The following is a 25,182-nucleotide window of genomic DNA, read 5'->3' on the forward strand; positions in this document are numbered from 1 at the left end:
GAACGAATTTGTCAGATTTAGTAACATAGCCGCCTAAGCATCTGAACATCTCCGAACGGAGGTGGACTATATGTATAGATCCAAACCGTCTCCCCCCAACCAAAGGAGTATTTCCATGTCCTGGTCCAAACCCGCATATATCGACCTGCGTATCGGTTTCGAAGTCACCATGTACTTCGCCAGCCGTTGATTGCTGCAGGCACTTAAACACGCAGCACAACGCCTCGGTCAGCCGGGGCGTTTTTTATTTTGGTTTGCAGATGGAGCGGCCATGTTTGTCCAGATTCTAGGTTCCGCCGCCGGTGGCGGTTTCCCCCAGTGGAACTGCAACTGCGCCAATTGCGCAGGTTTTCGCGACGGCAGCCTGCGGGCCCAGGCGCGCACCCAATCATCCATCGCGATTTCCGATGACGGTGTGAGTTGGGTGCTGTGCAACGCCTCTCCGGACATTCGCGCCCAGCTTCAGAGTTTCGCCCCTATGCAGCCGGGCCGGGCCCTGCGGGACACAGGCATTGGCGCGATCATCCTGATGGACAGTCAGATCGACCACACCACGGGCCTGCTCAGCCTGCGCGAAGGCTGCCCGCACCAGGTCTGGTGCACCGACATGGTCCATGAAGACCTGAGCACCGGTTTCCCGCTGTTCAACATGCTGACCCACTGGAACGGCGGGCTGAGCTGGAACCGTATCGAGCTCGACCAGTCGTTCACCATCCCGGCCTGCCCGAACCTGCGCTTCACCCCGTTGCCATTGCGCAGCGCCGCGCCGCCCTATTCACCGCACCGCTTCGACCCGCATCCGGGCGACAACATCGGGCTGATCGTCGAAGACCTGCGCACTGGCGGCAAACTGTTCTACGCCCCCGGCCTGGGCAAGGTCGATGGGCCATTGCTGGAGATCATGGCCGGCAGCGATTGCCTGCTGGTGGACGGCACGATGTGGAACGACGATGAAATGCAGCGCCGTGGCGTTGGCACCCGCACCGGTCAGGAAATGGGCCACCTGGCGCAGAATGGTCCCGGCGGGATGCTGGAAGTGCTGGAGCAACTGCCCAATCAGCGCAAGGTCCTTATCCATATCAACAACACCAACCCGATCCTCGATGAAGACTCCGCCGAGCGGGCCGAGCTGGTGCGGCGCAATGTCGAAGTGGCTTACGACGGCATGAGTATTGAACTGTAGGAGCAACCGAAATGACTGACACCCCCCTGTCCCCCGCCGAGTTCGAAGCGGCCCTGCGTGCCAAGGGCGCGTATTACCACATCCATCACCCGTATCACGTGGCGATGTATGAAGGCCGCGCCACTCGCGAGCAGATTCAGGGCTGGGTCGCGAACCGTTTCTACTATCAGGTGAATATCCCGCTCAAGGACGCCGCGATCCTGGCCAACTGCCCGGACCGGGAAATCCGTCGCGAGTGGATCCAGCGCCTGCTCGACCATGACGGCGCGCCCGGTGAGGACGGCGGCATCGAAGCCTGGCTGCGGCTGGGCCAGGCGGTGGGCCTGGACCCTGACCAACTGCGCTCCCAGGAGCTGGTGCTGCCAGGCGTGCGTTTTGCCGTGGACGCCTACGTCAACTTCGCCCGCCGGGCCAGTTGGCAAGAGGCCGCCAGCAGCTCGCTGACCGAACTGTTCGCCCCGCAGATCCATCAGTCGCGCCTGGACAGCTGGCCGCAGCATTACCCGTGGATCGACCCAGCCGGCTATCAATACTTCCGCACCCGCCTGGGCCAGGCCCGCCGAGACGTGGAGCATGGCCTGGCGATCACCTTGCAGCACTACACCACCCGCGCAGGGCAGGAGCGCATGCTGGAGATTCTCCAGTTCAAACTGGACATCCTCTGGAGCATGCTCGACGCCATGAGCATGGCCTACGAATTGAACCGCCCGCCCTACCACAGCGTGACCGGGCAACGGGTGTGGCACAAAGGGATCACCTTATGAGTTTCGATCGCAGCAAAACCCCGCACTGGCGCCCCGGCTATCGCTTCCAGTACGAACCGGCACAGAAAGGCCACGTGCTGCTCTATCCTGAAGGCATGATCAAGCTGAACGACAGCGCTGCGCTGATCGGCGGCCTGATCGACGGTGAACGGGATGTCGCGGCCATCATCGGCGAGTTGGCGAAGCAGTTTCCCGACGTACCGGAACTCGATGACGACATCGAGCAATTCATGGAGGTCGCCCGTGCACAGCACTGGATCGAACTTGCCTGAGACCACCGGCTTGCCGCCCAAGCCTGAAGTCGGCCTACCGCTGTGGCTGCTGGCGGAGCTGACCTACCGTTGCCCGCTGCAATGCCCGTACTGCTCCAACCCGCTGGACTTCGCCGAGCAGGGCAAGGAGCTGAGCACCGAGCAGTGGTTCAAGGTCTTTCGCGAGGCCCGGGAAATGGGCGCCGCGCAACTGGGCTTTTCCGGCGGCGAGCCGCTGGTGCGCCAGGACTTGGCCGAACTGATCGGCGAGGCACGCCGGCTGGGTTTCTATACCAACCTGATCACCTCCGGCATTGGTTTGACCGAGCAGAAAATCAGCGACTTCAAGAAAGCCGGCCTGGACCATATCCAGATCAGCTTCCAGGCCAGCGACGAACAGGTCAACAATCTGCTGGCCGGTTCGAAGAAAGCCTTCGCGCAAAAACTGGAAATGGCCCGGGCGGTGAAAGCCCACGGCTACCCGATGGTGCTGAACTTCGTGACCCATCGGCACAACATCGACAAGATCGACCGCATCATCGAGCTGTGCATCGCCCTTGAAGCCGACTTCGTCGAGCTTGCCACGTGCCAGTTCTACGGCTGGGCGCAGCTCAACCGCGTCGGCCTGCTGCCCACCCGGGAGCAACTGGTGCGTGCCGAGCGCGTCACCAACGAATATCGCACCAAGCTGGAAGCCGAAGGCAATCCGTGCAAGCTGATCTTCGTCACGCCGGACTACTATGAAGAGCGCCCCAAGGGCTGCATGAACGGCTGGGGCAGCATTTTCCTCACCGTCACGCCGGACGGCACCGCATTGCCCTGTCACGGCGCCCGCCAACTGCCGGTGCAATTTCCCAACGTGCGCGACCACAGCATGCAGCACATCTGGTACGACTCGTTCGGCTTCAACCGTTTCCGCGGTTATGACTGGATGCCCGAGCCGTGCCGTTCCTGCGATGAAAAGGAAAAGGACTTCGGCGGCTGTCGCTGCCAGGCGTTCATGCTCACGGGGGACGCCAGCAATGCTGATCCGGTGTGTAGTAAATCCGCACATCACGGGATAATCCTGCAGGCTCGCGAAGACGCCGAGCATGCCACGCAAACCATTGAGCAACTGGCCTTCCGCAATGAACGAAACTCGCGCCTCATCGCCAAAGGCTGATCCTTTCAGCGCCGCCCAAGCCGTTGCCGCCGGTACCGACTTCGCCGAACTGCAGGTCGGGGCCCAGGGCCTGTTCTGGAATGAATACCGTCCCGAAGACGGCGCCTGCCGGATCTGGCATTGGCAAGACGCCAAGGCTCGCTGCCTGACGCCAGACGGATTCAGCGCCCGCAGTCGGGTCTATGAGTACGGCGGCGGAGCATTCTGCCTGAGTGATGACGGCGTGCTGTTCGTCAATGAGGCCGACCAGCAGGTGTACCAACAGTCGCTGACCGGTGAGCGCCCCGTAGCGCTGACCTCGGGAGACTGTCGGTACGGGGATCTTGGCTTCGCCGATGATCAGGTGCTGGCGGTGGAGGAACAGGCCAATCAGCATCGCCTGGTGTCGATCGGGCTGGCAGATCAGCGGCGGTATCTGCTGGCTCAAGGCGCGGACTTCTATGCTTCGCCGACCATCAGCCCCGATGGGCAGCGGCTCGCGTGGATTGAATGGAGCCGTCCGCATCAGCCGTGGACGGCCACCCGGTTGATGCTGGCCGAGCGCAATGCTTCGGGTTGGGCTGAGCCACGTTGTGTGGCGGGTAACGCCGCAGAGGAGTCCATCCAGCAGCCGCGTTTCGATGACTCCAATCGTCTTTATTGCCTGACTGATCGCGGTGGCTACTGGCAGCCTTGGGTTGAATCGGCCCGCGGTCTGGAGCCACTGCCCGCCGCAGCAGCCGATCACGCACCCGCGCCGTGGCAACTGGGTGGCTGCACCTGGCTGCCGCTGGATGAGCGCACTTACCTGGCGAGTTGGACCGAAGCGGGGTTCGGGCGTCTGGGCCTTCGCCGTGACGACGCGAACGAAGACTTTACTGGCCCTTACACCCGTTTTCGCAGCCTGGCGCTGGATGAGCGGTTCGTCTACGCCATCGCGGCTTCGCCGACCGGTCCGTCGGCGGTCATTGCGATTGAACGGCACAGCCATGAAGTGACAATACTGGCCGGTGGTGCCGCACCACTGGCCACCGAGCAGATCAGTCGGCCCCGCACCCTGCGATACCCCTCGGGCTCAAGCGAAGCCCATGGGTTCTTTTATCCGGCCATGAATGCTATCGAGAAACCGCCGCTGGTGGTGTTTATCCACGGCGGACCGACCTCAGCGTGCTACCCCATCTTTGATCCACGCATCCAGTACTGGACCCAGCGCGGTTTCGCCGTCGCCGACCTCAACTACCGTGGCAGCACTGGCTATGGCCGGGCGTATCGACAAACGCTGCATTTGAACTGGGGGGTTGTGGATGTCGAGGACGCTTGCGCGGTGGTCGCGTATCTGGACGAGCAAGGCCTGATCAATGGTCGCTGTGCGTTCATTCGTGGCGGCAGTGCCGGTGGGTATACGACCCTGTGCGCCCTGGCGTTCCATGAGGTGTTCCGGGCCGGCGCCAGCCTCTATGGCGTCAGCGACCCTGTCGCTCTCAGCCGCGCTACACACAAGTTCGAAGGGGATTACCTGGACTGGTTGATCGGCGACCCGCAACAGGATGCCGAACGCTACCGTGCCCGGACGCCGTTGCTGCATGCCGAGGGGATTCGCGTACCGGTCATCTTCTTTCAAGGCGAGTTGGACGCCGTGGTCGTGCCACAGCAGACGCGGGATATGGTCAGGGCTTTAGAGGCGAACGGCGTTACGGTCGAAGCGCACTACTATCCGGATGAGCGTCATGGCTTTCGCAAGGCGGCGAACCAGGCTCATGCGCTGGAGCATGAGTGGTTGTTTTATCGCCGGGTGATCGAGGACAGCCTGTAGGTAGAGGAAAAACTGTGGGAGCTTGCTCGCTCCCACAGGGGGGATAGACCATGTAATCGAATTCGCGCCAGATCCTCAGCGCTTGGCGATGATGTACACCGCATGCACGATGCCCGGGATGTAACCCAGCAATGTCAGCAGGATATTCAGCCAGAAAGCCCCGCCAAAACCGACCTGCAGAAAAACACCCAGTGGCGGCAGCAGGATGGCGATGATGATTCGAATGATATCCATGGATGACTCCCTGATTGGCGATGGCTACGTTGCCATACAGCTCATTGACCCCCGACCGCTCGCCAGGGTTCAGTGAAAAACAATCAAGAAAGACGGCCCGAACGGCCAAACCTGCGCAACGACAAAAAACGCAGGCAAAAGAAAACCCCGCCGAAGCGGGGCTTTGCAGACTGTTTCCCTGACATCCATTTCACTCCGCCATCCTGGCAGAATCCTACGTGTCCGTGCTGTTGCTTTGCGCATCCTGCGCGACGTCCATGTGAAGTAGATTAGCCTTGGATCCAACCTGCCGATAGAGGGAAAATGCCAGCACATTGTGTAAGCGTTTGCTTACACAATGTCAGTTTTTAGAACTGCCCGGGCTCCAGCAGGAACAGCGACTCGCTCCCCGCCTTCACCGAAGCACTCAGGGAATGAATACGCGGCAGCAGGCGGGCAAAGTAGAAGCGCGCCGTACCCAATTTGCTCGCGTAGAAATCATCCTGGTTTTCTTTGCCAGAGGCCGCCTTGGCCATCAACGCCCACATGTAGGCGTAGGCGGTGTAGCCGAACGCCTGGAGGTACTCCACCGAGGCGGCGCCAATTTCGTTGGGGTTGTTCTTCGCCCGGTCCAGCAACCATTCAGTCAACTCATCCAGCGTACCGACCGCGTCGTTCAGAGGCTTGGTGAACTCCGCCAGGTCGCTGCTTGCAGTGGCGGTGAAATGGCGGATCTCATCGGCAAACAGTTTGTAGAACGCACCGCCGGTGCCGACGATCTTGCGCCCCACCAGGTCCAGCGCCTGGATACCGTTGGTGCCTTCGTAGATTTGGGTGATGCGCACATCACGGACCAGCTGCTCCTGGCCCCATTCACGGATGTAGCCGTGACCGCCGAAAACCTGCTGGCCGTGGACCGTGGTTTCCAGGCCCAGGTCAGTCAGGAAAGCCTTCGCCACCGGCGTCAGCAATGCCACCAGGTCTTCGGCGCGCTTGCGGGTGGTCGGGTCTTCACTGAACTTGGCGGTGTCCAATTGCATCGCCACGTAGGTGGAGAACGCCCGGCCCCCCTCGTTCGAGGCTTTCATGGTCAACAGCATCCGACGTACGTCCGGGTGGACGATAATCGGGTCGGCCACCTTGTCCTTGTTCTGCGCGCCGGTTGGCGAACGGCTTTGCAGGCGGTCACGGGCGTATTCGATGGCGTTCTGGTAGGAGCGCTCACCAGAGGCCAGGCCCTGGATACCGACGCCCAGACGCTCGTAGTTCATCATGGTGAACATCGCCGCCAGGCCTTTGTTCGGCTCGCCGACCAGATAACCCACGGCTTCGTCGAAGTTCATCACGCATGTGGCGGACGCCTGGATACCCATCTTGTGTTCAATCGAGCCGCAGTTGGCCGGGTTGCGGGCGCCCAGGCTGCCGTCGGCATTGACCATGAACTTGGGCACCAGGAACAGCGAAATACCTTTCGGCCCAGCAGGTGCGTCCGGCAGCTTCGCCAACACCAAGTGAATGATGTTCTCGGTGAGGTCGTGCTCGCCGCCGGTGATAAATATCTTGGTGCCGCTGACTTTGTAGGAACCGTCGGCCTGGGGTTCGGCCTTGGTCCGAATGATCCCCAGGTCGGTGCCGGCATGTGGTTCGGTCAGGCACATGGAGCCCGCCCAGACACCGGCGTACATGTTCGGCAGGTATGCGGCTTTCAGCTCTTCGCTGGCGTGGGCGTTGATCGACAGGCAAGCCCCGGCGGTCAGCATCGGGTACAGACCGAAGGACAGGCTCGCGGAGTTGACCATTTCCTCGACCTGGGCGGAAACGGCCTTTGGCATGCCCATGCCGCCGTAAGCCGGATCACCACCGACACCGACCCAGCCGCCTTCAGCATAAGTCTGATAAGCCTGTGGGAAACCGGCCGGCGTGGTGACGGCGCCGTCGGCCCAGTGGCAACCTTCTTCGTCAGCCGCACGACTGAGGGGGGCAATGCTCTTGCTGGTGACTTTGCCGGCTTCTTCAAGGATCGCTTCGACAGTTTCAGCGTCTACGGTGTCGGCCAACGCCGGCAATTGGGCCCAGAGTTTCGTGACCTCGAAGACTTCATTGAGGACGAAGCGCATATCGCGCAGGGGCGCTTTGTAGTCAGCCATGGCAAACCTCGCAGGATCTAAACAGTTGGTTCGTAAGAAAACGGTTTTTGCATGGGTCGGAGTGTACCTCAACAACTTTTGCGACACATAGGGTCAACCCATGACCGTTTTGTTATTTTTAGTCACGACCAATAGATTGTCAGAGGGCAAACAACTCTGCCGGCAGCTTCATCAGGCAGTCGCTCCCAGCCTCGACAGCGGCACGATGGGCGGTCGTACGTGGCAGCAGGCGCTTGAAGTAGAACTCGCAGGTCGCCAGTTTGGCCTGGCAGAAATCGCCGTCACCGCTGCCGCTGTCGAGTTGCGACTGGGCCACCAGGGCCATGCGCAACCACAGGTAGGCCAGGATGATGTAACCGCTGTACATCAAATAATCCACGGAGGCGGCGCCGACTTCATCTGGATTCTTCATGGCGGCGATGCCAACCCGAGTGGTCAGCTCGCCCCACTGCTGGTTGAGCCCGTCGAGTTGCGCGACATATTCCTTGAGCTGCGGATGTTGCGCGTTGGCAGCGCAGAATTTATGAACAATCTTGGTGAAGCCGCGCAGCAATTTGCCCTGGCTGCCCAGCACCTTGCGCCCCAATAGGTCCAGGGCCTGGATGCCGTTGGTGCCCTCATAGATCGGCGCGATGCGGCAGTCGCGCACCAACTGTTCCATGCCCCATTCGCGAATGAAACCGTGGCCGCCGAACACCTGCATGCCGTGGTTCGTCACTTCCAGCCCGGTGTCGGTCATGAAGGCCTTGCAGATCGGCGTAAGAAAGGCCAGCAAGTCCTCGGCCTCCTGGCGGGCGGTTTCGTCCGGGCTCAGGTGCGCGGTGTCCAGCAGTTGCGCGGTGAAATAGGTCAGCGCCCGATTGCCCTCGTTGAAGGCTTTCATGGTCAACAGCATCCTGCGCACATCGGGATGGACGATGATCGGATCGGCGGCCTTGTCCGGCGCCTTGGGGCCGGTCAGCGCGCGCATCTGCAAACGGTCATTGGCATACTTGATGGCGCCCTGGAAGCTCGCCTCCCCCAGACACAGGCCCTGCATGCCGGTGCCGAGACGGGCGTGGTTCATCATGGTGAACATGCAGTTCAAGCCCTTGTTCGGCTCGCCGATCAGGAAACCCTTGGCCCCATCGAAATTCAACACGCAAGTGGCGGAGGCCTTGATGCCCATCTTGTGTTCGATCGAGCCGCAGGCAACGTCATTGCGCGCCCCTGCCTCGCCGCTGGCGTCGGGCAGGAACTTGGGCACGATGAACAACGAGATACCCTTGGTGCCGGCGGGAGCGTCCGGCAGCTTGGCCAGCACCAGGTGGATGATGTTGTCGCTCATGTCGTGTTCGCCGGCGGATATGAAGATCTTGCTGCCAGAGATCGCGTAGCTGCCGTCGGCCTGGGGCACGGCGCGGGTCTTGATGATGCCCAGGTCCGTGCCGCAGTGGGCTTCGGTCAGGCACATGGTGCCGGTCCACTGACCGGCGGTGAGTTTGCTCAGGTAGGTCTGCTTCTGCGCTTCGGTGCCATGGGCGTGAATGGCCGACATGGCGCCGTGGGTCAGGCCCGGGTACATGCCCCAGGAGGTATTGCTGGAGCCGATCATCTCGCTGATGACCAGGCCCAGGGAGCTGGGCAGCCCCTGGCCGCCATAGGTCGGATCCGCCGCCAGCCCGTGCCAGCCGCCCTCCACGTACTGTGCGAAAGCCTGCTTGAAACCGGTAGGCGTGGTGACGACGCCGTTGTCGAAGTGGCAGCCTTCTTCGTCACCCGGGCGATTGAGCGGCGCCAGCACGTTCTCACAGAATTTGGCGCCTTCCTCGAGGATCGCGCTGACCATGTCCGGGCTGGCATCGCTGACACCCAGCTCGGCATAACGGCCATGGAAGTCAAAGACGTGATCGATCAGGAAGCGCATGTCGCGCAGCGGGGCTTTGTACTCGGGCATGGTGGTTTTCTCCGGCAGCAGATCGTTTCAACCTACTGCCGGCCACCGAACCCCACAATCACAGTCCAGGCGCTGAATGCGCCGTCATCACTCAACCCGCGGCGGCGTCCATGCGCACCGCACCACGGCGGTTCTGGCCGAAGGCAATCACACAGTTACGCCCCGCGCCCTTGGCGTTATAGAGCGCCTGGTCGGCGGACTTGAGTACTTCTTCGGGGGTGCGTTGCTCGAGGCGTTCCGCGACGCCGATGCTGACCGTCACCGAGACACTGGACGCACCGGCCCCGGCGCGACGCTGGCGGCCTTGTTGATCATCCTGGGGACGACTGTCGGGATTACGCAACTGAATGCTGTACGTCTCGATGGACTGGCGGATGACTTCCAGATGGGGCATGCACTCGTCGATGGTCTTGCCGGCAAACACCAGCGCGAATTCCTCACCGCCGTAGCGATACGCCCTCCCTCCACCGCCGATCTTCGACAGTTTGCTGGCGACCAGGCGTAACACCTGGTCGCCCACGTCGTGGCCGTGGGTGTCGTTGAATTTCTTGAAGTGGTCCACGTCGCTCATCGCCAACACATAATTGCGTCCCAGGCGTTGCATGCGTTCATTCAGGGCCCGTCGCCCCGGCAGACCGGTCAGCTCGTCACGGAAAGCCATTTGATAGGCCTCATGAGCGACCGCGGCGGCGATCATCAACATCACTTGGCTGCACATGATGTTCAGGGTGAACGGCAGGATGAAGGTCTTGGGCAGCATCCAGAACACCCCCAGCAAGCCCACCAATTGCGCGGCATGCAGGGGGCGGGGGTTGCGCCAGTATTGCCAGGCCAGCAACACAAACACCGCGGCGAACACCGGATAGGACAGTTGGATCAAGCTCATCCAGGCGCCGTGCAACGCCGGCCAGCGTATCTCCGAAAGCCACAGCAGCAATGCCTGGGGGAAACTTTGCTCCAGGGCCAGCGCCACGCTGCCAAAGACCAGCAACACCGCGAACCGCGCCACCATGTCCTGGAACAAATGAGTGCGCTCCTGCCACGCCGCGAACAGCCCGAACAACAGCGGCAGCAACAGGCAGACAAGGTGGAACACCACTGCGGCGTCTTCACGCACCTTGCCGTTGTCGCGATAGAAGTCGGTCTGGGTGTCCAGCAAAAAGTAGGCGATGTACACCGTGACCATCAGGAACAGCTCACGCTGGCGACGATAGACCGCGCAATAGGCACCGCCCAGCAGCAACACCAACGTCGGAAGCACGTTGAACAGCGAGGTGAAGAAAACGTTGAGATCCTTGACGTAGGCAGCCGCGAGCCCCGCCAGCAACAGCAGCAATGACGGTAGGAAATGGCTGAAACGTACAGCGGAAGAACGCGGCAAGGGTAAAGCTCCGACCGGGCTGAGCAAAGATGGCATTGTGCCTGCTATTGCGGCGTAAGGCACTGGAGATGTGACAGATGTCACACTGCCATCCCTGTAACGGCAGGAGGGAATGTTTTCTTAGCGATTTGTTGAATGAATGTTATTTCACGAACGTTGGAGCACTGCCGTGGGAGCGAGCTTGCTCGCGATAGCGGTATGACTGCTGAGAATGATGCCGAATGTACCGCCGTCATCGCGAGCAAGCTCGCTCCCACAAGGGATTCGTAACGGACATGAAAAAGCCGCTGCTCCCGAAGGAAAGCAGCGGCTGGTAAGACCCGCTTGAGGCTTAGTAACCCAGCGCGAAGTCTTCTTCTTTCATGTCCATCAGGTTGTTGGCGCCCGACAGCATGGTTGCCACGTGAGTACGCGTACGCGGCAGGATGCGCTGGAAGTAGAAGCGCGCGGTCTGCAGCTTGGCGGTGTAGAAGGCTTCTTCAGTGGTGCCGGCGGCGAGTTTTTCCGCTGCCAGACGCGCCATGTCGGCCCAGAAGTAAGCCAGGCAGGCGTAACCGGAGTACATCAGGTAGTCCACCGACGCCGCGCCGACTTCCTCGCGATCCTTCATGGCCGCCATGCCGACCTTCATGGTCAGCTCGCCCCATTCCTTGTTCAGTGCAGCCAGGGGTTCTACGAACTCCTTGACCGCTTCGTTGCCTTCGTTGCCCTGGCAGAATTTGTGGACGATCTTGGTGAAGCCCTTGAGTGCCTCGCCCTGGGTCATCAACACTTTGCGGCCCAGCAGGTCGAGGGCCTGGATGCCGGTGGTGCCTTCGTACAGCATCGAGATACGGCTGTCGCGAACGTTCTGCTCCATGCCCCACTCGGCGATGAAGCCATGGCCGCCGTAGATCTGCACGCCATGGTTGGCCGATTCGAAGCCGACTTCGGTCATGAAGGCCTTGGCGATTGGCGTCATGAACGCCAACAGCGCATCGGCTTTTTTCTTCTCTTCCTCGTCCACACCGTATTTGACGATGTCGACCTGCTTGGCGGTGAAGTAGACCATCGCCCGGTTACCTTCGGCGAAGGCCTTCATGGTCAGCAGCATGCGACGCACGTCAGGGTGCACGATGATCGGGTCGGCGGCCTTGTCCGGTGCTTTCGGGCCGGTCAAGGAACGCATTTGCAGGCGGTCACGGGCGTATTTCAGGCCACCCTGGAAACCGATTTCGGCGTGGGCCAGGCCTTGCAGTGCGGTGCCCAGGCGTGCGGTGTTCATGAAGGTGAACATGCAGTTCAGGCCTTTGTTCGCCGGGCCGATCAGGAAACCGGTGGCCGCGTCGAAGTTCATCACGCAAGTGGCGTTGCCGTGGATGCCCATCTTGTGTTCCAGGGAACCGCAGCTCACCGCATTGCGCTGGCCGATGGTACCGTCGGCGTTAGGCAGGAATTTTGGCACGATGAACAGCGAAATGCCCTTGGTACCGGCCGGTGCGTCCGGCAGGCGCGCCAGGACGATATGGACGATGTTGTCGGCCATGTCGTGTTCGCCAGCCGAAATGAAGATCTTGGTACCGGAAACCTTGTAGGAACCGTCCGCTTGCGGCTCGGCCTTGGTGCGCAGCATGCCCAGGTCGGTGCCGCAGTGCGGTTCGGTCAAGCACATGGTGCCGGTCCATTCGCCGGACACCAGCTTGGTCAGGTAAGCCTCTTGTTGCTCCGGCGTACCGTGCTCGGAAATGGTGTTCATCGCACCATGGGACAGGCCCGGGTACATGCCCCACGACCAGTTGGCTTCACCGACCATCTCGCTGACTGCCAGGCCGAGGGATTCCGGCAGGCCTTGACCGCCGTGCTCGACGTCGTGGGCCAGGCTTGGCCAGCCGCCTTCGACGAATTGCTTGTAGGCTTCCTTGAAACCGGTCGGGGTTTTCACACCGGACTCGCTCCAGGTGCAGCCTTCGAGGTCACCCACGCGGTTCAGCGGCGCCAGCACCTGCTCACAAAACTTGGCGCCTTCTTCGAGAATGGCGCCAACCATGTCTGGCGTTGCGTCCTGGCAAGCCGGAAGGCTCTGATAATGCGCCTCGTAACCGAGCAGTTCGTCACGAACGAAGCGAATATCACGCAAGGGGGCCTTGTAGTCAGGCATAGCGATAAACCTCTGCTGATGTAACCGGGAATGAGCGACCGCGTGGATTTGTTGTAGCGATCAAACAGTTGTTTGAAACATACGTTTACGCCGAAATCTTGTCAAGGGCCGATCTTTTGCCGTTCGTCATCAGCCAGTAAAAATGTCGGACACAGAAAATCCACAGCGGTGAAGGATCCGCAATGCGCGTAGGAAAGATTAGTTGAGCAACAAGATGTTAGAGACAAAAACGCCGCGAATAATCGCGGCGTTTTTGCAAATCGGGAAATACACGATCAGGCAAAGGTATCGATTAACGTCCCGAGCATTTCGTCGGCCGCCTTGGCGACATTCACGCCCAGTTGCACCTGGAACTTGCCTTGGGCCATATCGACCATGTTGCTGGTCACGTCCGATTGCTGGCTACGGTCCACCGAACGCAGGCGATCGACCTGAACTTCGGACGACTGGCTGGTGACCGCACGCTCGATCGTGTTATTGGCGATCTGGCTGGACGCTTGATCGACGCGGTTCTGCCCTGTCTGAATAGTGCTCAGACCGGCATAGAACGCGGTGTTTCCTGAGATTTCCATGGCAGAGCTCGTCTTCTTGAAGGGTCGACAGTGGCCATTGAATCAGAAGCCTGGGGAAAAGACCCGACAAAAACACTAATGGCACAGTGCCTGGTCATAGTAAAAACCTTCGCCCGGCAGATTAATCCAGTAAATCCAGGTGCAGATGCTCGGCCACGATTTCGGCGGTCACGTTCTTGATTCTCGGTACTCGCCCCAGACACGGCGCCGGGAGGCGTTCGGCCAGGGTGGCCAGGTTTTCTTCCAGGCGCGATGTCTTGGGATCAATGATGTTCGCCACCCAGCCAGCCAGCTGCAGGCCGTCACGGGCGATGGCCTCGGCGGTCAGCAGCGCGTGGCTGATGCAACCCAGGCGCACACCCACCACCAGGATCACCGGCAGGCCCAGTGCCATGGCCAGGTCCGAAAGGTTGTCCTGGTCGGCCAGCGGCACGCGCCAACCACCCGCGCCCTCGATCAAGGTGAAATCGGCCTCCAGGGCCAGCACTGCCCGCATGGGGCCCAGCAACGATTGCACCGTCAGCGCCACGCCGGCTTCCCGGGCGGCCAAGTGAGGCGCGATAGCCGGTTCGAACGCCAGTGGATTGACCTGCGCGTACTCAAGCGGCACCGAGCACTCAGCCAGCAGCGCGAGGGCATCGGCGTTGCGCAGGCCCTGGGGCGTCACCTCACAGCCCGAGGCCACCGGTTTACCGGCGGCGGTGCTCAAGCCGGCCTGCCGCGCAGCGTGCAGCAGACCGGCCGCAATGGTGGTCTTGCCCACGTCAGTGTCGGTGCCGGTAATGAAATAAGCCTGGCTCATAGCGGTTTCTCCAAGACGGCGTAGACCACCTGATAGGTCGCGGGCAAACCCTGCGCCTGGCGAAAACCTTCGTAGGCTTCAACCAATGCCAGGATCCGTGCCCTGCCCGTCAACCCATCGGGCCGCCCAGGGTTCAGATTGTGGGCGCCCAAGGCTTTCAGTTCATGGGTCAGCCCGCGCACATCCGGGTAATGCAACACATGCGGACGATTTTCAAGGCTGACAACCTTCAGCCCACTGCTCGCACACAGTTGTTGGTAGGTCTCGAACGTGCGGAAACGGTTGACGTGCACCAGGCCATCCACCTGACGCCAACTGTCGCGCAATTCGTACAAGGTGCCGACGCAAAGGCTAGTAAAGGCAAATACGCCACCCGGTTTCAATACACGATGGGCCTCGCTTAACACCGAGGCAAAATCTGCACACCATTGCACTGCCAGGCTGGAGAACACCAGGTCGCAGCTCGCCGTCTGCAAGGGCAAGCGCTCGGCATCGCCGGCGACAAAATGTGCCGCTCCGCCCTGGGGACGAGCGTGATTGAGCATGCCTTCGGCGATATCCAGCGCCAGGCCGGTCGCCTCACCAAAGCGCGCACCCAGAGCCCGGGTGAAATAACCGGTGCCGCAGCCCAGGTCCATCCATCGCCCCGGCAAGGGTGAGGCAGGCAGGCGCGCGAGCAATTGCTGGCCCACATCGCGTTGCAACTCGGCCACGCTGTCATAGCTGGTCGCTGCCCGGGAAAACGAGGCTGCCACTTGGCGTTTGTCGGGCAAGGCTCCGGGTAATTTGGGCAGGGATAGATCAGTCATCACCGGACTCATGCAAAAAAGCCTGGATCGCCCCCGCCACACCGTGAGGGTCTTCCAGAAGGAATCCGTGGCCGGCCTGTTCGATCAGACCGATTTCGACATCCGGCAGCAATACCAGCAACTCACCCGCGGCTTCAGCCGGGACCAGGGCATCGAGCCCGGCAAACAGATGCAGTTGCGGGCCTCGAAAGCTCTGCAACGCCTGGCGGGTGTCCAGTTGCGCCAGCACCTCGAGCCCGGCCATCAATACCTCTGGCGCAGTATTCGGCGCACCGGCCAGCAGCAACCGCGACAACCCGCGCGGATCGCTGCAGCCCTGGGCGCACAACAAACTGAAACGCTTGAGGGTCTGGCGTGGATCGCCAGCGCATCCGGCGAGAAAACCGTCGAAGGTTTCGCCAGCCATCGCGCTCGGCCATTGTTCATGGGCGACGAAGGACGGATTGCTCGCCAGGGTCAGCAGGCCGCAGCAGCGCTCGCCCCGCCGCGCCGCCAGCGCCGAGGCCAGCATGCCGCCCAGGGACCAGCCACCCAGCCAGGCATCCTGGGGCACGCAGGCGTCCAGCTCTTCGAGCCATTCATCGGGATCATTCGATGCCAGTGCCGGCAACGGCTCGATTTCCACCCGCAGATGTTCGTCGAGCCCTTGCAGCGCCGCCGCCAATGGTTCCAGCGGTGACACGCCCAAACCCCAGCCGGGCAGCAATATCAGTCGATCACGCATGACTTGGCTCCGGTCCCAGTTGAGCAAAACATTCCGCCAGCGCACTGAGCAATCGTTGCACTTGGGCTTCGCTGTGGGCGGCGGTCAAGGTAACGCGCAACCGGGCGCTGCCGGCCGGCACGGTGGGCGGACGAATCGCGGTGACCATCAGCCCACGCTCGCGCAACATCTGCGACAAGCGCATCGCCCGCCCCGCATCACCGATCAGAATCGGCTGGATCGGCGTGAAACTGTCCATCAGTTGCAGGCCAATCTGCTCGGCGCCGTGGCGGAACTGGCGGATCAGCACCTGCAAATGCTCCCGTCGCCAATGTTCGCTGCGCAGCAATTCAAGACTCTTGAGGGTCGCACAGGCCAAGGCCGGCGGTTGGCTGGTGGTATAGATATAGGGACGCGCGAACTGGATCAGGCTTTCGATCAGTTCTTCACTGCCGGCCACAAAGGCGCCGGCGGTGCCGAAGGCCTTGCCCAGGGTGCCAACCAATACCGGTACATCTTCCTGGCTCAAGCCAAAATGCTCGACGATACCGCCGCCATTAGCCCCCAGTGGGCCGAAACCATGGGCATCATCGACCATCAGCCAGGCGCCCTTGGCTTTGGCGGCCTGGACCAGGGCCGGCAGGTCGGCGATATCGCCGTCCATGCTGAACACACCATCGGTGACCACCAGGGTATTGCCGGTGGCTTTCTCCAGACGGCTGGCCAGGCTCTGGGCATCGTTATGCAGATACCGGTTGAAGCGTGCACCGGACAACAGCCCGGCGTCGAGCAACGAGGCGTGATTGAGTCGGTCTTCCAGCACTGTATCGCCCTGTCCTACCAGCGCGGTGACCGCGCCGAGGTTGGCCATGTAGCCGGTGGTGAACAGCAACGCCCGCGGACGGCCTGTCAGGTCGGCCAAGGCTTCTTCCAGGGCGTGATGAGGGCTGCTGTGGCCGATCACCAGATGAGATGCGCCGCCACCGACGCCCCACCGGGCCGCCCCGGCGCGCCAGGCTTCGATCACTTGCGGGTGATTGGCCAGGCCCAGGTAATCGTTGTTGCAGAACGCCAGCAACGGCTGGCCATCCACCACCACTTCCGGCCCCTGCGGGCTTTCAAGCAACGGGCGTTGACGGTAGAGGTTTTCGGCACGACGGGCAGCCAGGCGTGCGGCGAGATCGAAGGGCATGCAGGCCTCGGGGGTGAACCGCTATTTAGAAAACTAATGAAATCCAATGTGGGAGCGGGCTTGCTCGCGAAGGGGTCATCACATTCAACAGGTGTGCTGACTGTTGCACCGCCTTCGCGAGCAAGCCCGCTCCCACACTTGGTTTGCGGCGACTCAAACAGCGGCGTTGTAAAACTGCTCGCTACTCTTCTGCTCCACCAGCGCCTGTTCAATCGCCGCCTGATGCACTTCGTCGGCATGTTCTTCACGGGCTTCTGGCTGGATACCCAGGCGTGCGAACAGTTGCATGTCCTTGTCGGCTTGCGGGTTGGCGGTGGTCAGCAGCTTGTCGCCGTAGAAAATCGAGTTGGCACCGGCAAAGAATGCCAGGGCCTGCATTTGTTCGTTCATCGCTTCGCGGCCGGCGGACAGGCGCACATGAGACTTAGGCATCAGGATCCGCGCCACGGCGAGCATGCGGATGAAATCGAACGGATCCACGTCCTCAGCATTTTCCAGCGGCGTGCCAGCGACCTTGACCAACATGTTGATCGGCACCGACTCCGGATGCTCCGGCAGGTTTGCCAGCTGGATCAGCAGGTTGGCGCGGTCGTCCAGGGACTCGCCCATGCCCAGGATGCCACCGGAACAGATTTTCATCCCCGAATCACGCACGTAGGCCAAGGTTTGCAAACGTTCGCCGTAGGTACGGGTGGTGATGATGCTGCCGTAGAACTCCGGCGAGGTGTCGAGGTTGTGGTTGTAGTAGTCCAGGCCGGCCTGGGCCAGTGCGGCGGTCTGTTCCTGGTCGAGGCGACCCAGGGTCATGCAGGTTTCCAGGCCCATGGCCTTCACGCCTTTGACCATTTCCAACACATAAGGCATGTCCTTGGCCGACGGATGCTTCCACGCCGCGCCCATGCAGAAACGGGTCGAACCAATGGCCTTGGCACGCGCGGCCTCTTCGAGGACCTTCTGCACTTCCAGCAACTTTTCTTTTTCCAGCCCGGTGTTGTAGTGACCGGACTGCGGACAATATTTGCAATCTTCCGGGCAGGCGCCGGTCTTGATCGACAGCAGCGTGGAAACCTGGACGCGGTTGGCGTCGAAGTGCGCGCGGTGCACGGTCTGCGCCTGGAATAGCAGGTCATTGAATGGCTGGACGAAGAGAGCTTTGACTTCGGCCAAAGACCAGTCATGACGCAGGTTGGCAGTGGTGCTGGCGCTCATGGGCATTTCCTTGATTATGCTTGGCTGGCGCCTGGGGCACGGAATACCCACAGGCGCGACACGGATGTTCGGCATATTTAAGGAAGAGCCATGCGCTGTCAACCACGATACGAAGGACCGGTTTACATCTGGTTAAAAAACAAACAATCCTGCCTGCTGTGCGGCGAATACACCGACACCCCGCAGCCGATTTGCACACCTTGCGAAAGCGAGCTGCCCTGGCTCGCCGATCAATGCGGCGTCTGCGCCCTGCCGCTGCCCATGGCCGGGCTGCGTTGTGGCCAATGCGCCGCGCAGCCACCGGCCTTCGAGCGGGTCCTGGCACCCTGGGCCTACGACTTTCCAGTGGACAGCCTGATCACCCGTTTCAAGCATCAGGCGAAATGGCCCTTTGGCCGGTTGATGGGCGAACTGCTCGCCCAGTCACTGCAACATCATTTCGATGAAGGGCTGGAACGGCCCGACGCGTTGGTACCGGTGCCGCTGGCGCTCCGGCGTTTGCGTCAACGGGGATTCAATCAGGCGACGTTGCTCGCCCGCTGGCTCAGCGGGCCGTTGCAGATCCCTTGCGAAGAAAACCTGTTGCGCCGCATCCAGGACACCCCCGCCCAGCAGGCACTCGATGCCCAAGCCAGGCGGCGAAACCTGCGCCAGGCCTTTGCCCTGGCCCCGGGTGCATCGTTGCGCAACCGACACCTGGCACTGGTGGACGATGTCCTCACTACCGGCGCTACCGCCGAGGCACTGGCTCGCTTGCTGACCGATGCCGGCGCTGCGCGGGTCGATGTGTATTGCCTGGCCCGTACGCCGAAACCCGCTGACCCGACTTGACGCGCCGCGCCCCAAGCGCCAACGTCCGTTCATCAACCCTTGCCCGCAGTTGTCCGTCATGTCATTGCCCACCCTACTGAGCCAACACATCGTTCGGCGTCCACAACGCATCGCCCTGTTGCAGCACATTGCCGAGCAAGGCTCGATCACCCGCGCCGCCAAGAGCGCGGGGCTGAGCTACAAGGCGGCCTGGGACGCCATTGACGAGTTGAACAACCTGGCGGACCAACCCTTGGTGGAACGCAGCGTCGGCGGCAAGGGCGGTGGCGGCGCCAAACTGTCGGCTGAAGGGCAACGCGTGTTGCGCTTGTATCAGCGCCTGCAAGCCTTACAGGCGCAGCTGCTGGAAGCCAGCGAAGACGCAGGGGATCTGGGCCTGTTGAGTCGGCTGATGCTGCGCACCAGCGCCCGCAATCAGCTGCACGGCACGGTCCAGAGCATCGAGGCCCAGGGCCACAACGACCGGATTCGCCTGGAGCTGGCTCGGGGCCTGGTCATCGAGGCCCAGATCACCCACGACAGCACGCTGCGCCTGGAACTGGAGACCGGCACTGAAGTGGTGGCCCTGATCAAGGCCGGTTGGTTGGAATTGCACGCTGTCGAGCCCGCGGAACAGCCACGAATCAATACATTGCGCGGTGTGATCGAACAGGTCGACGCCGCCGAAGACGGCCCCAGCGAAGTGCGCATCGGCCTGCCCAACGGCCAGACGCTGTGCGCCCTGGCCGATCCGCTGCAACTGAACGAACAGAACCTGGAAGTCGGATCTGCGGTGCACGTGGCATTTTCATCGACAAACGTGCTGCTCGGCACGCCGTTATAAGGCGCTGAAACAAAATATTCATCGACCCGCATTAAGGTGACTGCCAAAACCAGCAGGGAGCCTGATGATGAGCCTATTAGAAGAACACCAATCCACCGACCTGGAAAAGATCGTCGGCCTGAGCCGTCGCCGTTTCATCAGCGCCGGCGCCCTGTGCGGTGCGGCGATGTTTTTGGGCGGCAACCTGCTGAGTCGCAGCGTGCTGGCCGCCGCCGTGAGCGAGGGCAACAGCAAGCTGCTGGGTTTTGACAGCATCGCCGCCGCCACGACCGACACCATCACGCTGCCGCCGGGCTATAAATCCTCTGTGCTGATCAGTTGGGGCCAACCGCTGCAGAAAAATGCACCGGCGTTCGACCCGAGCGGCAACGGCACCGCCCGCGCACAGGAAATGCAATTCGGCGACAACAACGACGGCATGAGCCTGTTCCCGTTCCCCGGCGACAACGACCGGGCGCTGATGGCAATCAACAACGAATACACCAACTATCGCTACCTCTTTGCCCACGGCGGCCAACCGCAGTCGGCCGAAGACGTGCACAAGGCCCAGGCCAGCGAAGGCGTGTCGGTGATCGAGGTCCGGCGTCGGGGCGGCCAATGGCAGTTCGTCCAGGAGTCGCGCTACAACCGCAGGATCCACGGCAACACGCCGATTCGCCTGCGTGGCCCGGCGGCCGGACACGACCTGCTGAAGACCAGCGCCGACAAGAGCGGCAAGAAAGTGCTGGGGACTTTCCAGAACTGCGCCAACGGCATGACGCCGTGGGGCACCTACCTGACCTGCGAAGAGAACTTCACCGACTGCTTCGGCAGCAGCAAGTCCGACCTGCAGTTCGACGAAGCGCAGAAGCGCTACGGCGCTACCGTCAGCAGCCGCGAGATCAACTGGCACCTGTACGATCCGCGCTTCGACCTGGCGAAGAATCCCAACGAACTCAACCGCCATGGCTGGGTGGTGGAAATCGATCCGTTCGATCCGCAATCCACCCCGGTCAAACGCACCGCCCTGGGTCGCTTCAAGCACGAGAACGCCGCCTTGGCCCAGACCAATGACGGTCGCGCCGTGGTGTACATGGGTGACGATGAACGCGGCGAATTCATCTACAAATTCGTCAGCCGCGACCGCATCAACCACCGCAATGCCAAGGCCAACCGCGACCTGCTGGACCATGGCACCTTGTACGTGGCGCGCTTCGATGCCGGCGACAGCAACCCGGACCACCCGAAAGGCAAGGGCCAGTGGATCGAACTGACCCACGGCAAGAACGGCCTGGACGCCAGCAGCGGCTTCGCCGACCAGGCCGAAGTGCTGATTCATGCGCGCCTGGCCGCCAGCGTGGTTGGCGCCACACGCATGGATCGCCCGGAATGGATCGTGGTCAGCCCGAAAGATGGCCAGGTTTACTGCACCCTGACCAACAACGCCAAGCGCGGCGAAGACGGCCAACCGGTGGGCGGGCCGAACCCTCGGGCCAAGAACGTCTACGGGCAGATCCTGCGCTGGCGCACCGACCGCGACGATCACGCCTCCAAGCGCTTCGACTGGGACTTGTTCGTGGTCGCCGGCAACCCGACGGTACACGCCGGCACGCCAAAGGCCGGTTCGTCCAACGTCACTGCGCAGAACATGTTCAACAGCCCGGATGGCCTGGGTTTCGACAAGGCTGGCCGGCTGTGGATCCTCACCGACGGTGACGTCAGCAACACCGGGGACTTTGCCGGCATGGGCAACAACCAGATGCTCTGTGCCGACCCTGACAGCGGCGAAATCCGTCGCTTCATGGTCGGACCGGTGGGCTGCGAAGTGACCGGGATCAGTTTTGCGCCGGACTTCAAGTCCCTATTCGTCGGGATCCAGCATCCGGGGGAAAACGGCGGTTCGACCTTCCCCGAGCACCTGCCCAACGGCAAGCCGCGCTCGTCGGTGATGGTGATTACCCGGGAAGACGGCGGGGTCATCGGCGCCTGATACTGATCGTTCCCACGCTCTGCGTGGGAATGCAGCCAGGGACGCTCCGCGTCCCAAAGCGTAACGCGGAGCGTCACATGAGGCATTCCCACGCAGAGCGAGGGAACGATCACCGATCAATCCAGGCTGCTTTGCGCTACCATGCTGGGCCGGACGCGGCAGCCCTGCCGCTGCGCAGGAGTCAGCATGTCTCATCCGTTTGAAACCCTCACGCCCGACCTGGTACTCGATGCCGTTGAAAGCATTGGCTTCCTCAGCGACGCCCGGGTGCTGGCCCTCAATAGCTACGAAAACCGCGTCTATCAGGTAGGCATCGAAGACGGCGAACCGCTGATCGCCAAGTTCTACCGCCCCCAGCGCTGGACCAACGAAGCGATCCTGGAAGAACACAGCTTCACCTTCGAACTGGCTGAATACGAAGTGCCAGTGGTGGCACCGCTGATCCACAACGGCGCCAGCCTGCATGAGCACGCCGGGTTTCGCTTCACCCTGTTTCCCCGTCGTGGCGGCCGCGCACCGGAGCCCGGCAACCTCGATCAGCTCTATCGCCTGGGGCAGTTGCTCGGGCGCCTGCACGCCCTGGGGGCGACGCGTCCGTTCGAGCATCGTGAAGCCTTGGGCGTGAAAAACTTCGGCCATGACTCGCTGGCCACCGTGCTGGAGAGTGGTTTTGTCCCCCGCAGCCTGCTGCCGGCCTACGAGTCGGTGGCCAGGGATCTGCTCAAGCGTGTCGAGGAGGTCTACGCCGTCACGCCTCACAAGAACATCCGCATGCATGGCGACTGCCACCCCGGCAACATGATGTGCCGCGACGAGGTGTTCCACATTGTCGATCTGGACGACTGCCGCATGGGCCCGGCGGTGCAGGATTTGTGGATGATGCTCGCCGGCGATCGCCAGGAATGCCTGGGACAGCTGTCGGAATTGATGGACGGCTACCGTGAGTTCCACGACTTCGACCCGCGCGAACTGGCGCTGATCGAGCCCCTGCGGGCCTTGCGCCTGATGCACTACAGCGCCTGGCTGGCGCGGCGCTGGGACGACCCGGCCTTCCCCCGCAGCTTCCCGTGGTTTGGCAGCGAACGTTACTGGGGCGACCAGGTATTGGCCTTGCGCGAGCAACTGGCGGCGCTCAATGAAGAGCCGTTGAAGTTGTTCTAATTGGCTCCAGCAGCCTCCGCTCCCACAGAGGGATTTGTGCTGGGGTCAGAACGCTCACAAAGGTTCACAGCACAACCCGACAAATCTCCTTACAATCACGCCTTTGTTAGCTGCCTAAGCAAGGATTCTGCATGCAAGCCGCCAACCCGCGTCGCGGGTACATCCTGGGCCTGAGTGCCTACATCATCTGGGGCCTGTTCCCGATCTATTTCAAAGCCATCGCCAACGTCCCATCCGTGGAAATCATCATCCACCGGGTGCTGTGGTCGGCGCTGTTTGGCGCAGCGCTGCTGATGGTCTGGAAACACCCGGGCTGGTGGCGCGAACTGCGGGACAATCCGCGTCGGCTGGCGATCCTGGCCTTGAGCGGCACGCTGATCGCGGCCAACTGGCTGACCTACGTCTGGGCGGTGAACAACGGTCGCATGCTCGAAGCCAGCCTGGGTTACTACATCAACCCGCTGGTGAACGTGTTGCTGGGCATGCTGATCCTCGGTGAGCGGCTGCGGCGCATGCAATGGCTGGCGGTGGGGCTGGCGGCGGTCGGCGTGGCGCAGCAGGTCTGGCAAGTGGGCAGCCTGCCGTGGGTGTCGCTGATGTTGGCGCTGACCTTCGGCTTCTATGGATTGATCCGCAAACAGGCGCCGGTCAAGGAGCTGCCGGGGCTGGTGGTGGAAACCTGGATGCTGGTACCGATCGCCGTAGCCTGGTTGCTGTTCAATCCGACGGCCACCAGTGCCCAGGCGGCGTTCTGGACCACCTCCGAAGCCTGGTGGCTGGTGGCGGCCGGCCCCGTGACACTGGTTCCATTGGTGTGCTTCAACGCCGCGGCAAGGCATTTGCCCTACACCACGCTGGGATTCCTCCAATACATCGCACCGACCCTGGTGCTGCTGCTCGCCGTGCTGCTGTTCGGTGAGCATCTATCCTCCAGCACCCTGGTAGCGTTCCTGTTTATCTGGGCCGGGCTTGCGGTGTACAGCATCGATGCCGTGATCAGTATGCGTCGGCGTAACTGATCAAAAAACACACAAAGACCCACAGACCACGGCTGGCGTGGCCTGTGCGGATCCTTCCCAAGGTTATCCACAACCTGATCCCCGCCGTTTGTGCACAAGCCCTTGAAAATTGGTGATTTTTTGATCATTGCCCGCTGAACCCCGGCGGGCGTGGGCTGGCGCTGTGTCTCTACAGGTTATCCACAGGCAGGCGCAGTTTTTCCTTGGATAACCCCATCAGGCTTCGTCACTGAGCTTGAGCTCCACCATCAACTCATCGGCCAGGGTTTCCAGGCGCTCCTGCAAGGTGTCCAGCGACAGGGTCAACGGCACGCCCAGGATCGCTTCGGCGTGAAACAACAACTCGCTGCTCATCGGCGCCGGCCCGACATGGGTCACCAGGCGCTCGACGTTCACGCCCTGCTCGCTCAACAACCGGGTAATGTCACGTACGATGCCAGGACGATCGTTGCCCACCAGTTCCATGGCAATGGGTTTCCAGCTACAGGACTCTTCAAGAGGGCCTTCGGCAATCAACACGCGAATACCGTGGGTCGACAGTCCTTGCAAGGCTTCGATCAGTTCTTCATGGGATTCGGCCGGGGCGCTGATGCGCAGGATCCCGGCGAACTGCCCGGCCAGGCGCGACATGCGGCTTTCCAGCCAGTTGCCGCCATGTTCGGCAATACATGCGGCGATGCGCTCGACCTGCCCGGGCTGGTCCGGGGCGAAAACAGTGATGACCAAGTGGTCCATGGCGCAGCCCTCTGGTTGTGGAAGAAACAGTATAGGCAGGACGCACAAATCCTGTTCCCTTGAGAAGGCACAAGAATAATCGTGTACAACCTTCAAGATTTATCTGGAACAATCAACCCTCTTTTTGAGAACATTCGATGCCTCGTCGTGACTGCAGTGCTTTAGTCGGTCGCGGAACGACGCAATTAGTCTAATTTTCACAACCGCAATTGATCATGTAGTATGCCGCAGCGCGCACTACATAACGTTGGACCGATGTCCGCTTAAGGCGCAGTCGCATCCCTGAAAGCCCCGTCAGCAAGGCTAAAAGCCCTTGATAGGTCCCACCCAGCCGCCAGCGATGGCATGTACTGGTTCCGGGGTTTGTGGTTTAAATGTCCCGAGGCTTCAT

At 61.5% G+C, this 25,182-nt stretch carries 23 protein-coding genes; 11 read left to right on the plus strand and 12 right to left on the minus strand.

Annotated elements, in window-relative coordinates:
- Window positions 1-115: 115 nt before the first annotated feature.
- From pqqA to LOY70_RS27325, 6 genes are all read left to right on the plus strand, one after another.
- Window positions 116-190, plus strand: coding sequence for a pyrroloquinoline quinone precursor peptide PqqA (gene pqqA, locus LOY70_RS27300; protein WP_003177660.1), 75 nt, complete (start codon window positions 116-118; stop codon window positions 188-190).
- A gap of 81 nt (window positions 191-271) precedes the next feature.
- Window positions 272-1,183, plus strand: coding sequence for a pyrroloquinoline quinone biosynthesis protein PqqB (gene pqqB / locus LOY70_RS27305; protein WP_265031571.1), 912 nt, complete (start codon window positions 272-274; stop codon window positions 1,181-1,183).
- An 11-nt stretch (window positions 1,184-1,194) separates the two neighbouring features.
- On the plus strand, window positions 1,195-1,947 hold the full coding sequence (gene pqqC, locus LOY70_RS27310; RefSeq protein ID WP_265031573.1) for a pyrroloquinoline-quinone synthase PqqC: 753 nt from the start codon (window positions 1,195-1,197) through the stop codon (window positions 1,945-1,947).
- A complete protein-coding gene (gene pqqD, locus LOY70_RS27315) occupies window positions 1,944-2,219 on the plus strand; it encodes a pyrroloquinoline quinone biosynthesis peptide chaperone PqqD (protein WP_123416066.1) in 276 nt (91 codons plus the stop codon). The genes pqqC and pqqD overlap by 4 nt, the downstream gene beginning before the upstream one ends.
- Entirely contained in the window at window positions 2,191-3,360 is a 1,170-nt protein-coding gene (gene pqqE / locus LOY70_RS27320) for a pyrroloquinoline quinone biosynthesis protein PqqE (RefSeq protein WP_265031575.1), read from the plus strand. The genes pqqD and pqqE overlap by 29 nt, the downstream gene beginning before the upstream one ends.
- Window positions 3,326-5,152 (plus strand): alpha/beta hydrolase family protein, encoded by a 1,827-nt coding sequence (locus tag LOY70_RS27325; RefSeq protein ID WP_265031577.1) that lies wholly within the window; start codon window positions 3,326-3,328, stop codon window positions 5,150-5,152. The genes pqqE and LOY70_RS27325 overlap by 35 nt, the downstream gene beginning before the upstream one ends.
- A gap of 75 nt (window positions 5,153-5,227) precedes the next feature.
- Here the strand turns inward: LOY70_RS27325 and LOY70_RS27330 are convergent, their stop codons facing one another.
- The 11 genes from LOY70_RS27330 to bioB all read right to left on the minus strand — a co-directional run bounded on the left by LOY70_RS27330 (window position 5,228) and on the right by bioB (window position 18,253).
- The gene (locus LOY70_RS27330; protein ID WP_038436734.1) at window positions 5,228-5,386 is read right to left on the minus strand and encodes a YqaE/Pmp3 family membrane protein; all 159 of its coding nucleotides are present in this window, start codon (window positions 5,384-5,386) and stop codon (window positions 5,228-5,230) included.
- Window positions 5,387-5,733: 347 nt separating this feature from the next.
- Entirely contained in the window at window positions 5,734-7,512 is a 1,779-nt protein-coding gene (locus LOY70_RS27335) for an acyl-CoA dehydrogenase C-terminal domain-containing protein (RefSeq protein ID WP_265031581.1), read from the minus strand.
- Window positions 7,513-7,651: 139 nt separating this feature from the next.
- A complete protein-coding gene (locus LOY70_RS27340; RefSeq protein ID WP_265031583.1) occupies window positions 7,652-9,448 on the minus strand; it encodes an acyl-CoA dehydrogenase C-terminal domain-containing protein in 1,797 nt (598 codons plus the stop codon).
- Window positions 9,449-9,539: 91 nt separating this feature from the next.
- Window positions 9,540-10,829: a GGDEF domain-containing protein gene (locus tag LOY70_RS27345; protein ID WP_123343787.1), complete on the minus strand. Its 1,290-nt coding sequence runs from the start codon at window positions 10,827-10,829 to the stop codon at window positions 9,540-9,542.
- Window positions 10,830-11,160: 331 nt separating this feature from the next.
- Complete coding sequence (locus LOY70_RS27350) at window positions 11,161-12,966, minus strand: phenylacyl-CoA dehydrogenase (RefSeq protein ID WP_265031586.1); 1,806 nt, start codon at window positions 12,964-12,966, stop codon at window positions 11,161-11,163.
- A gap of 275 nt (window positions 12,967-13,241) precedes the next feature.
- Window positions 13,242-13,538 carry a pyrroloquinoline quinone biosynthesis protein PqqE gene (locus tag LOY70_RS27355; RefSeq protein WP_123343785.1) on the minus strand — a complete coding sequence of 99 codons (297 nt, stop codon included), beginning with the start codon at window positions 13,536-13,538 and terminating at the stop codon, window positions 13,242-13,244.
- A 121-nt stretch (window positions 13,539-13,659) separates the two neighbouring features.
- Window positions 13,660-14,340, minus strand: a complete 681-nt coding sequence (bioD, locus tag LOY70_RS27360; protein WP_265031587.1) for a dethiobiotin synthase — start codon at window positions 14,338-14,340, stop codon at window positions 13,660-13,662.
- A complete protein-coding gene (bioC, locus tag LOY70_RS27365) occupies window positions 14,337-15,149 on the minus strand; it encodes a malonyl-ACP O-methyltransferase BioC (protein WP_265031588.1) in 813 nt (270 codons plus the stop codon). The genes bioD and bioC overlap by 4 nt, the downstream gene beginning before the upstream one ends.
- Window positions 15,142-15,873: an alpha/beta fold hydrolase gene (locus LOY70_RS27370; protein ID WP_123416075.1), complete on the minus strand. Its 732-nt coding sequence runs from the start codon at window positions 15,871-15,873 to the stop codon at window positions 15,142-15,144. Before LOY70_RS27370 ends, bioC begins: the two co-directional genes overlap by 8 nt.
- On the minus strand, window positions 15,866-17,044 hold the full coding sequence (gene bioF, locus LOY70_RS27375; RefSeq protein WP_265031592.1) for an 8-amino-7-oxononanoate synthase: 1,179 nt from the start codon (window positions 17,042-17,044) through the stop codon (window positions 15,866-15,868). Before bioF ends, LOY70_RS27370 begins: the two co-directional genes overlap by 8 nt.
- A gap of 153 nt (window positions 17,045-17,197) precedes the next feature.
- The gene (gene bioB / locus LOY70_RS27380) at window positions 17,198-18,253 is read right to left on the minus strand and encodes a biotin synthase BioB (protein WP_123343780.1); all 1,056 of its coding nucleotides are present in this window, start codon (window positions 18,251-18,253) and stop codon (window positions 17,198-17,200) included.
- Between the two features lie 90 nt (window positions 18,254-18,343).
- Here bioB and LOY70_RS27385 point away from each other — a divergent pair, with 90 nt between their 5' ends.
- The 5 genes from LOY70_RS27385 to rarD all read left to right on the plus strand — a co-directional run bounded on the left by LOY70_RS27385 (window position 18,344) and on the right by rarD (window position 24,056).
- Complete coding sequence (locus LOY70_RS27385; protein WP_265031593.1) at window positions 18,344-19,084, plus strand: ComF family protein; 741 nt, start codon at window positions 18,344-18,346, stop codon at window positions 19,082-19,084.
- A gap of 58 nt (window positions 19,085-19,142) precedes the next feature.
- Window positions 19,143-19,907: a TOBE domain-containing protein gene (locus tag LOY70_RS27390; protein WP_265031595.1), complete on the plus strand. Its 765-nt coding sequence runs from the start codon at window positions 19,143-19,145 to the stop codon at window positions 19,905-19,907.
- Window positions 19,908-19,974: 67 nt separating this feature from the next.
- The gene (locus LOY70_RS27395) at window positions 19,975-21,876 is read left to right on the plus strand and encodes a PhoX family protein (protein ID WP_265031596.1); all 1,902 of its coding nucleotides are present in this window, start codon (window positions 19,975-19,977) and stop codon (window positions 21,874-21,876) included.
- Between the two features lie 186 nt (window positions 21,877-22,062).
- Window positions 22,063-23,037 (plus strand): serine/threonine protein kinase, encoded by a 975-nt coding sequence (locus LOY70_RS27400; RefSeq protein ID WP_265031598.1) that lies wholly within the window; start codon window positions 22,063-22,065, stop codon window positions 23,035-23,037.
- 131 nt (window positions 23,038-23,168) lie between these two features.
- Window positions 23,169-24,056: an EamA family transporter RarD gene (gene rarD, locus LOY70_RS27405; protein WP_265031600.1), complete on the plus strand. Its 888-nt coding sequence runs from the start codon at window positions 23,169-23,171 to the stop codon at window positions 24,054-24,056.
- Window positions 24,057-24,272: 216 nt separating this feature from the next.
- Here the strand turns inward: rarD and LOY70_RS27410 are convergent, their stop codons facing one another.
- On the minus strand, window positions 24,273-24,791 hold the full coding sequence (locus tag LOY70_RS27410; RefSeq protein WP_265031602.1) for a glycine cleavage system protein R: 519 nt from the start codon (window positions 24,789-24,791) through the stop codon (window positions 24,273-24,275).
- Between the last annotated feature and the right edge of the window lie 391 nt (window positions 24,792-25,182).

The organism is Pseudomonas sp. B21-054 (assembly GCF_026016345.1).
Lineage (GTDB): Bacteria > Pseudomonadota > Gammaproteobacteria > Pseudomonadales > Pseudomonadaceae > Aquipseudomonas.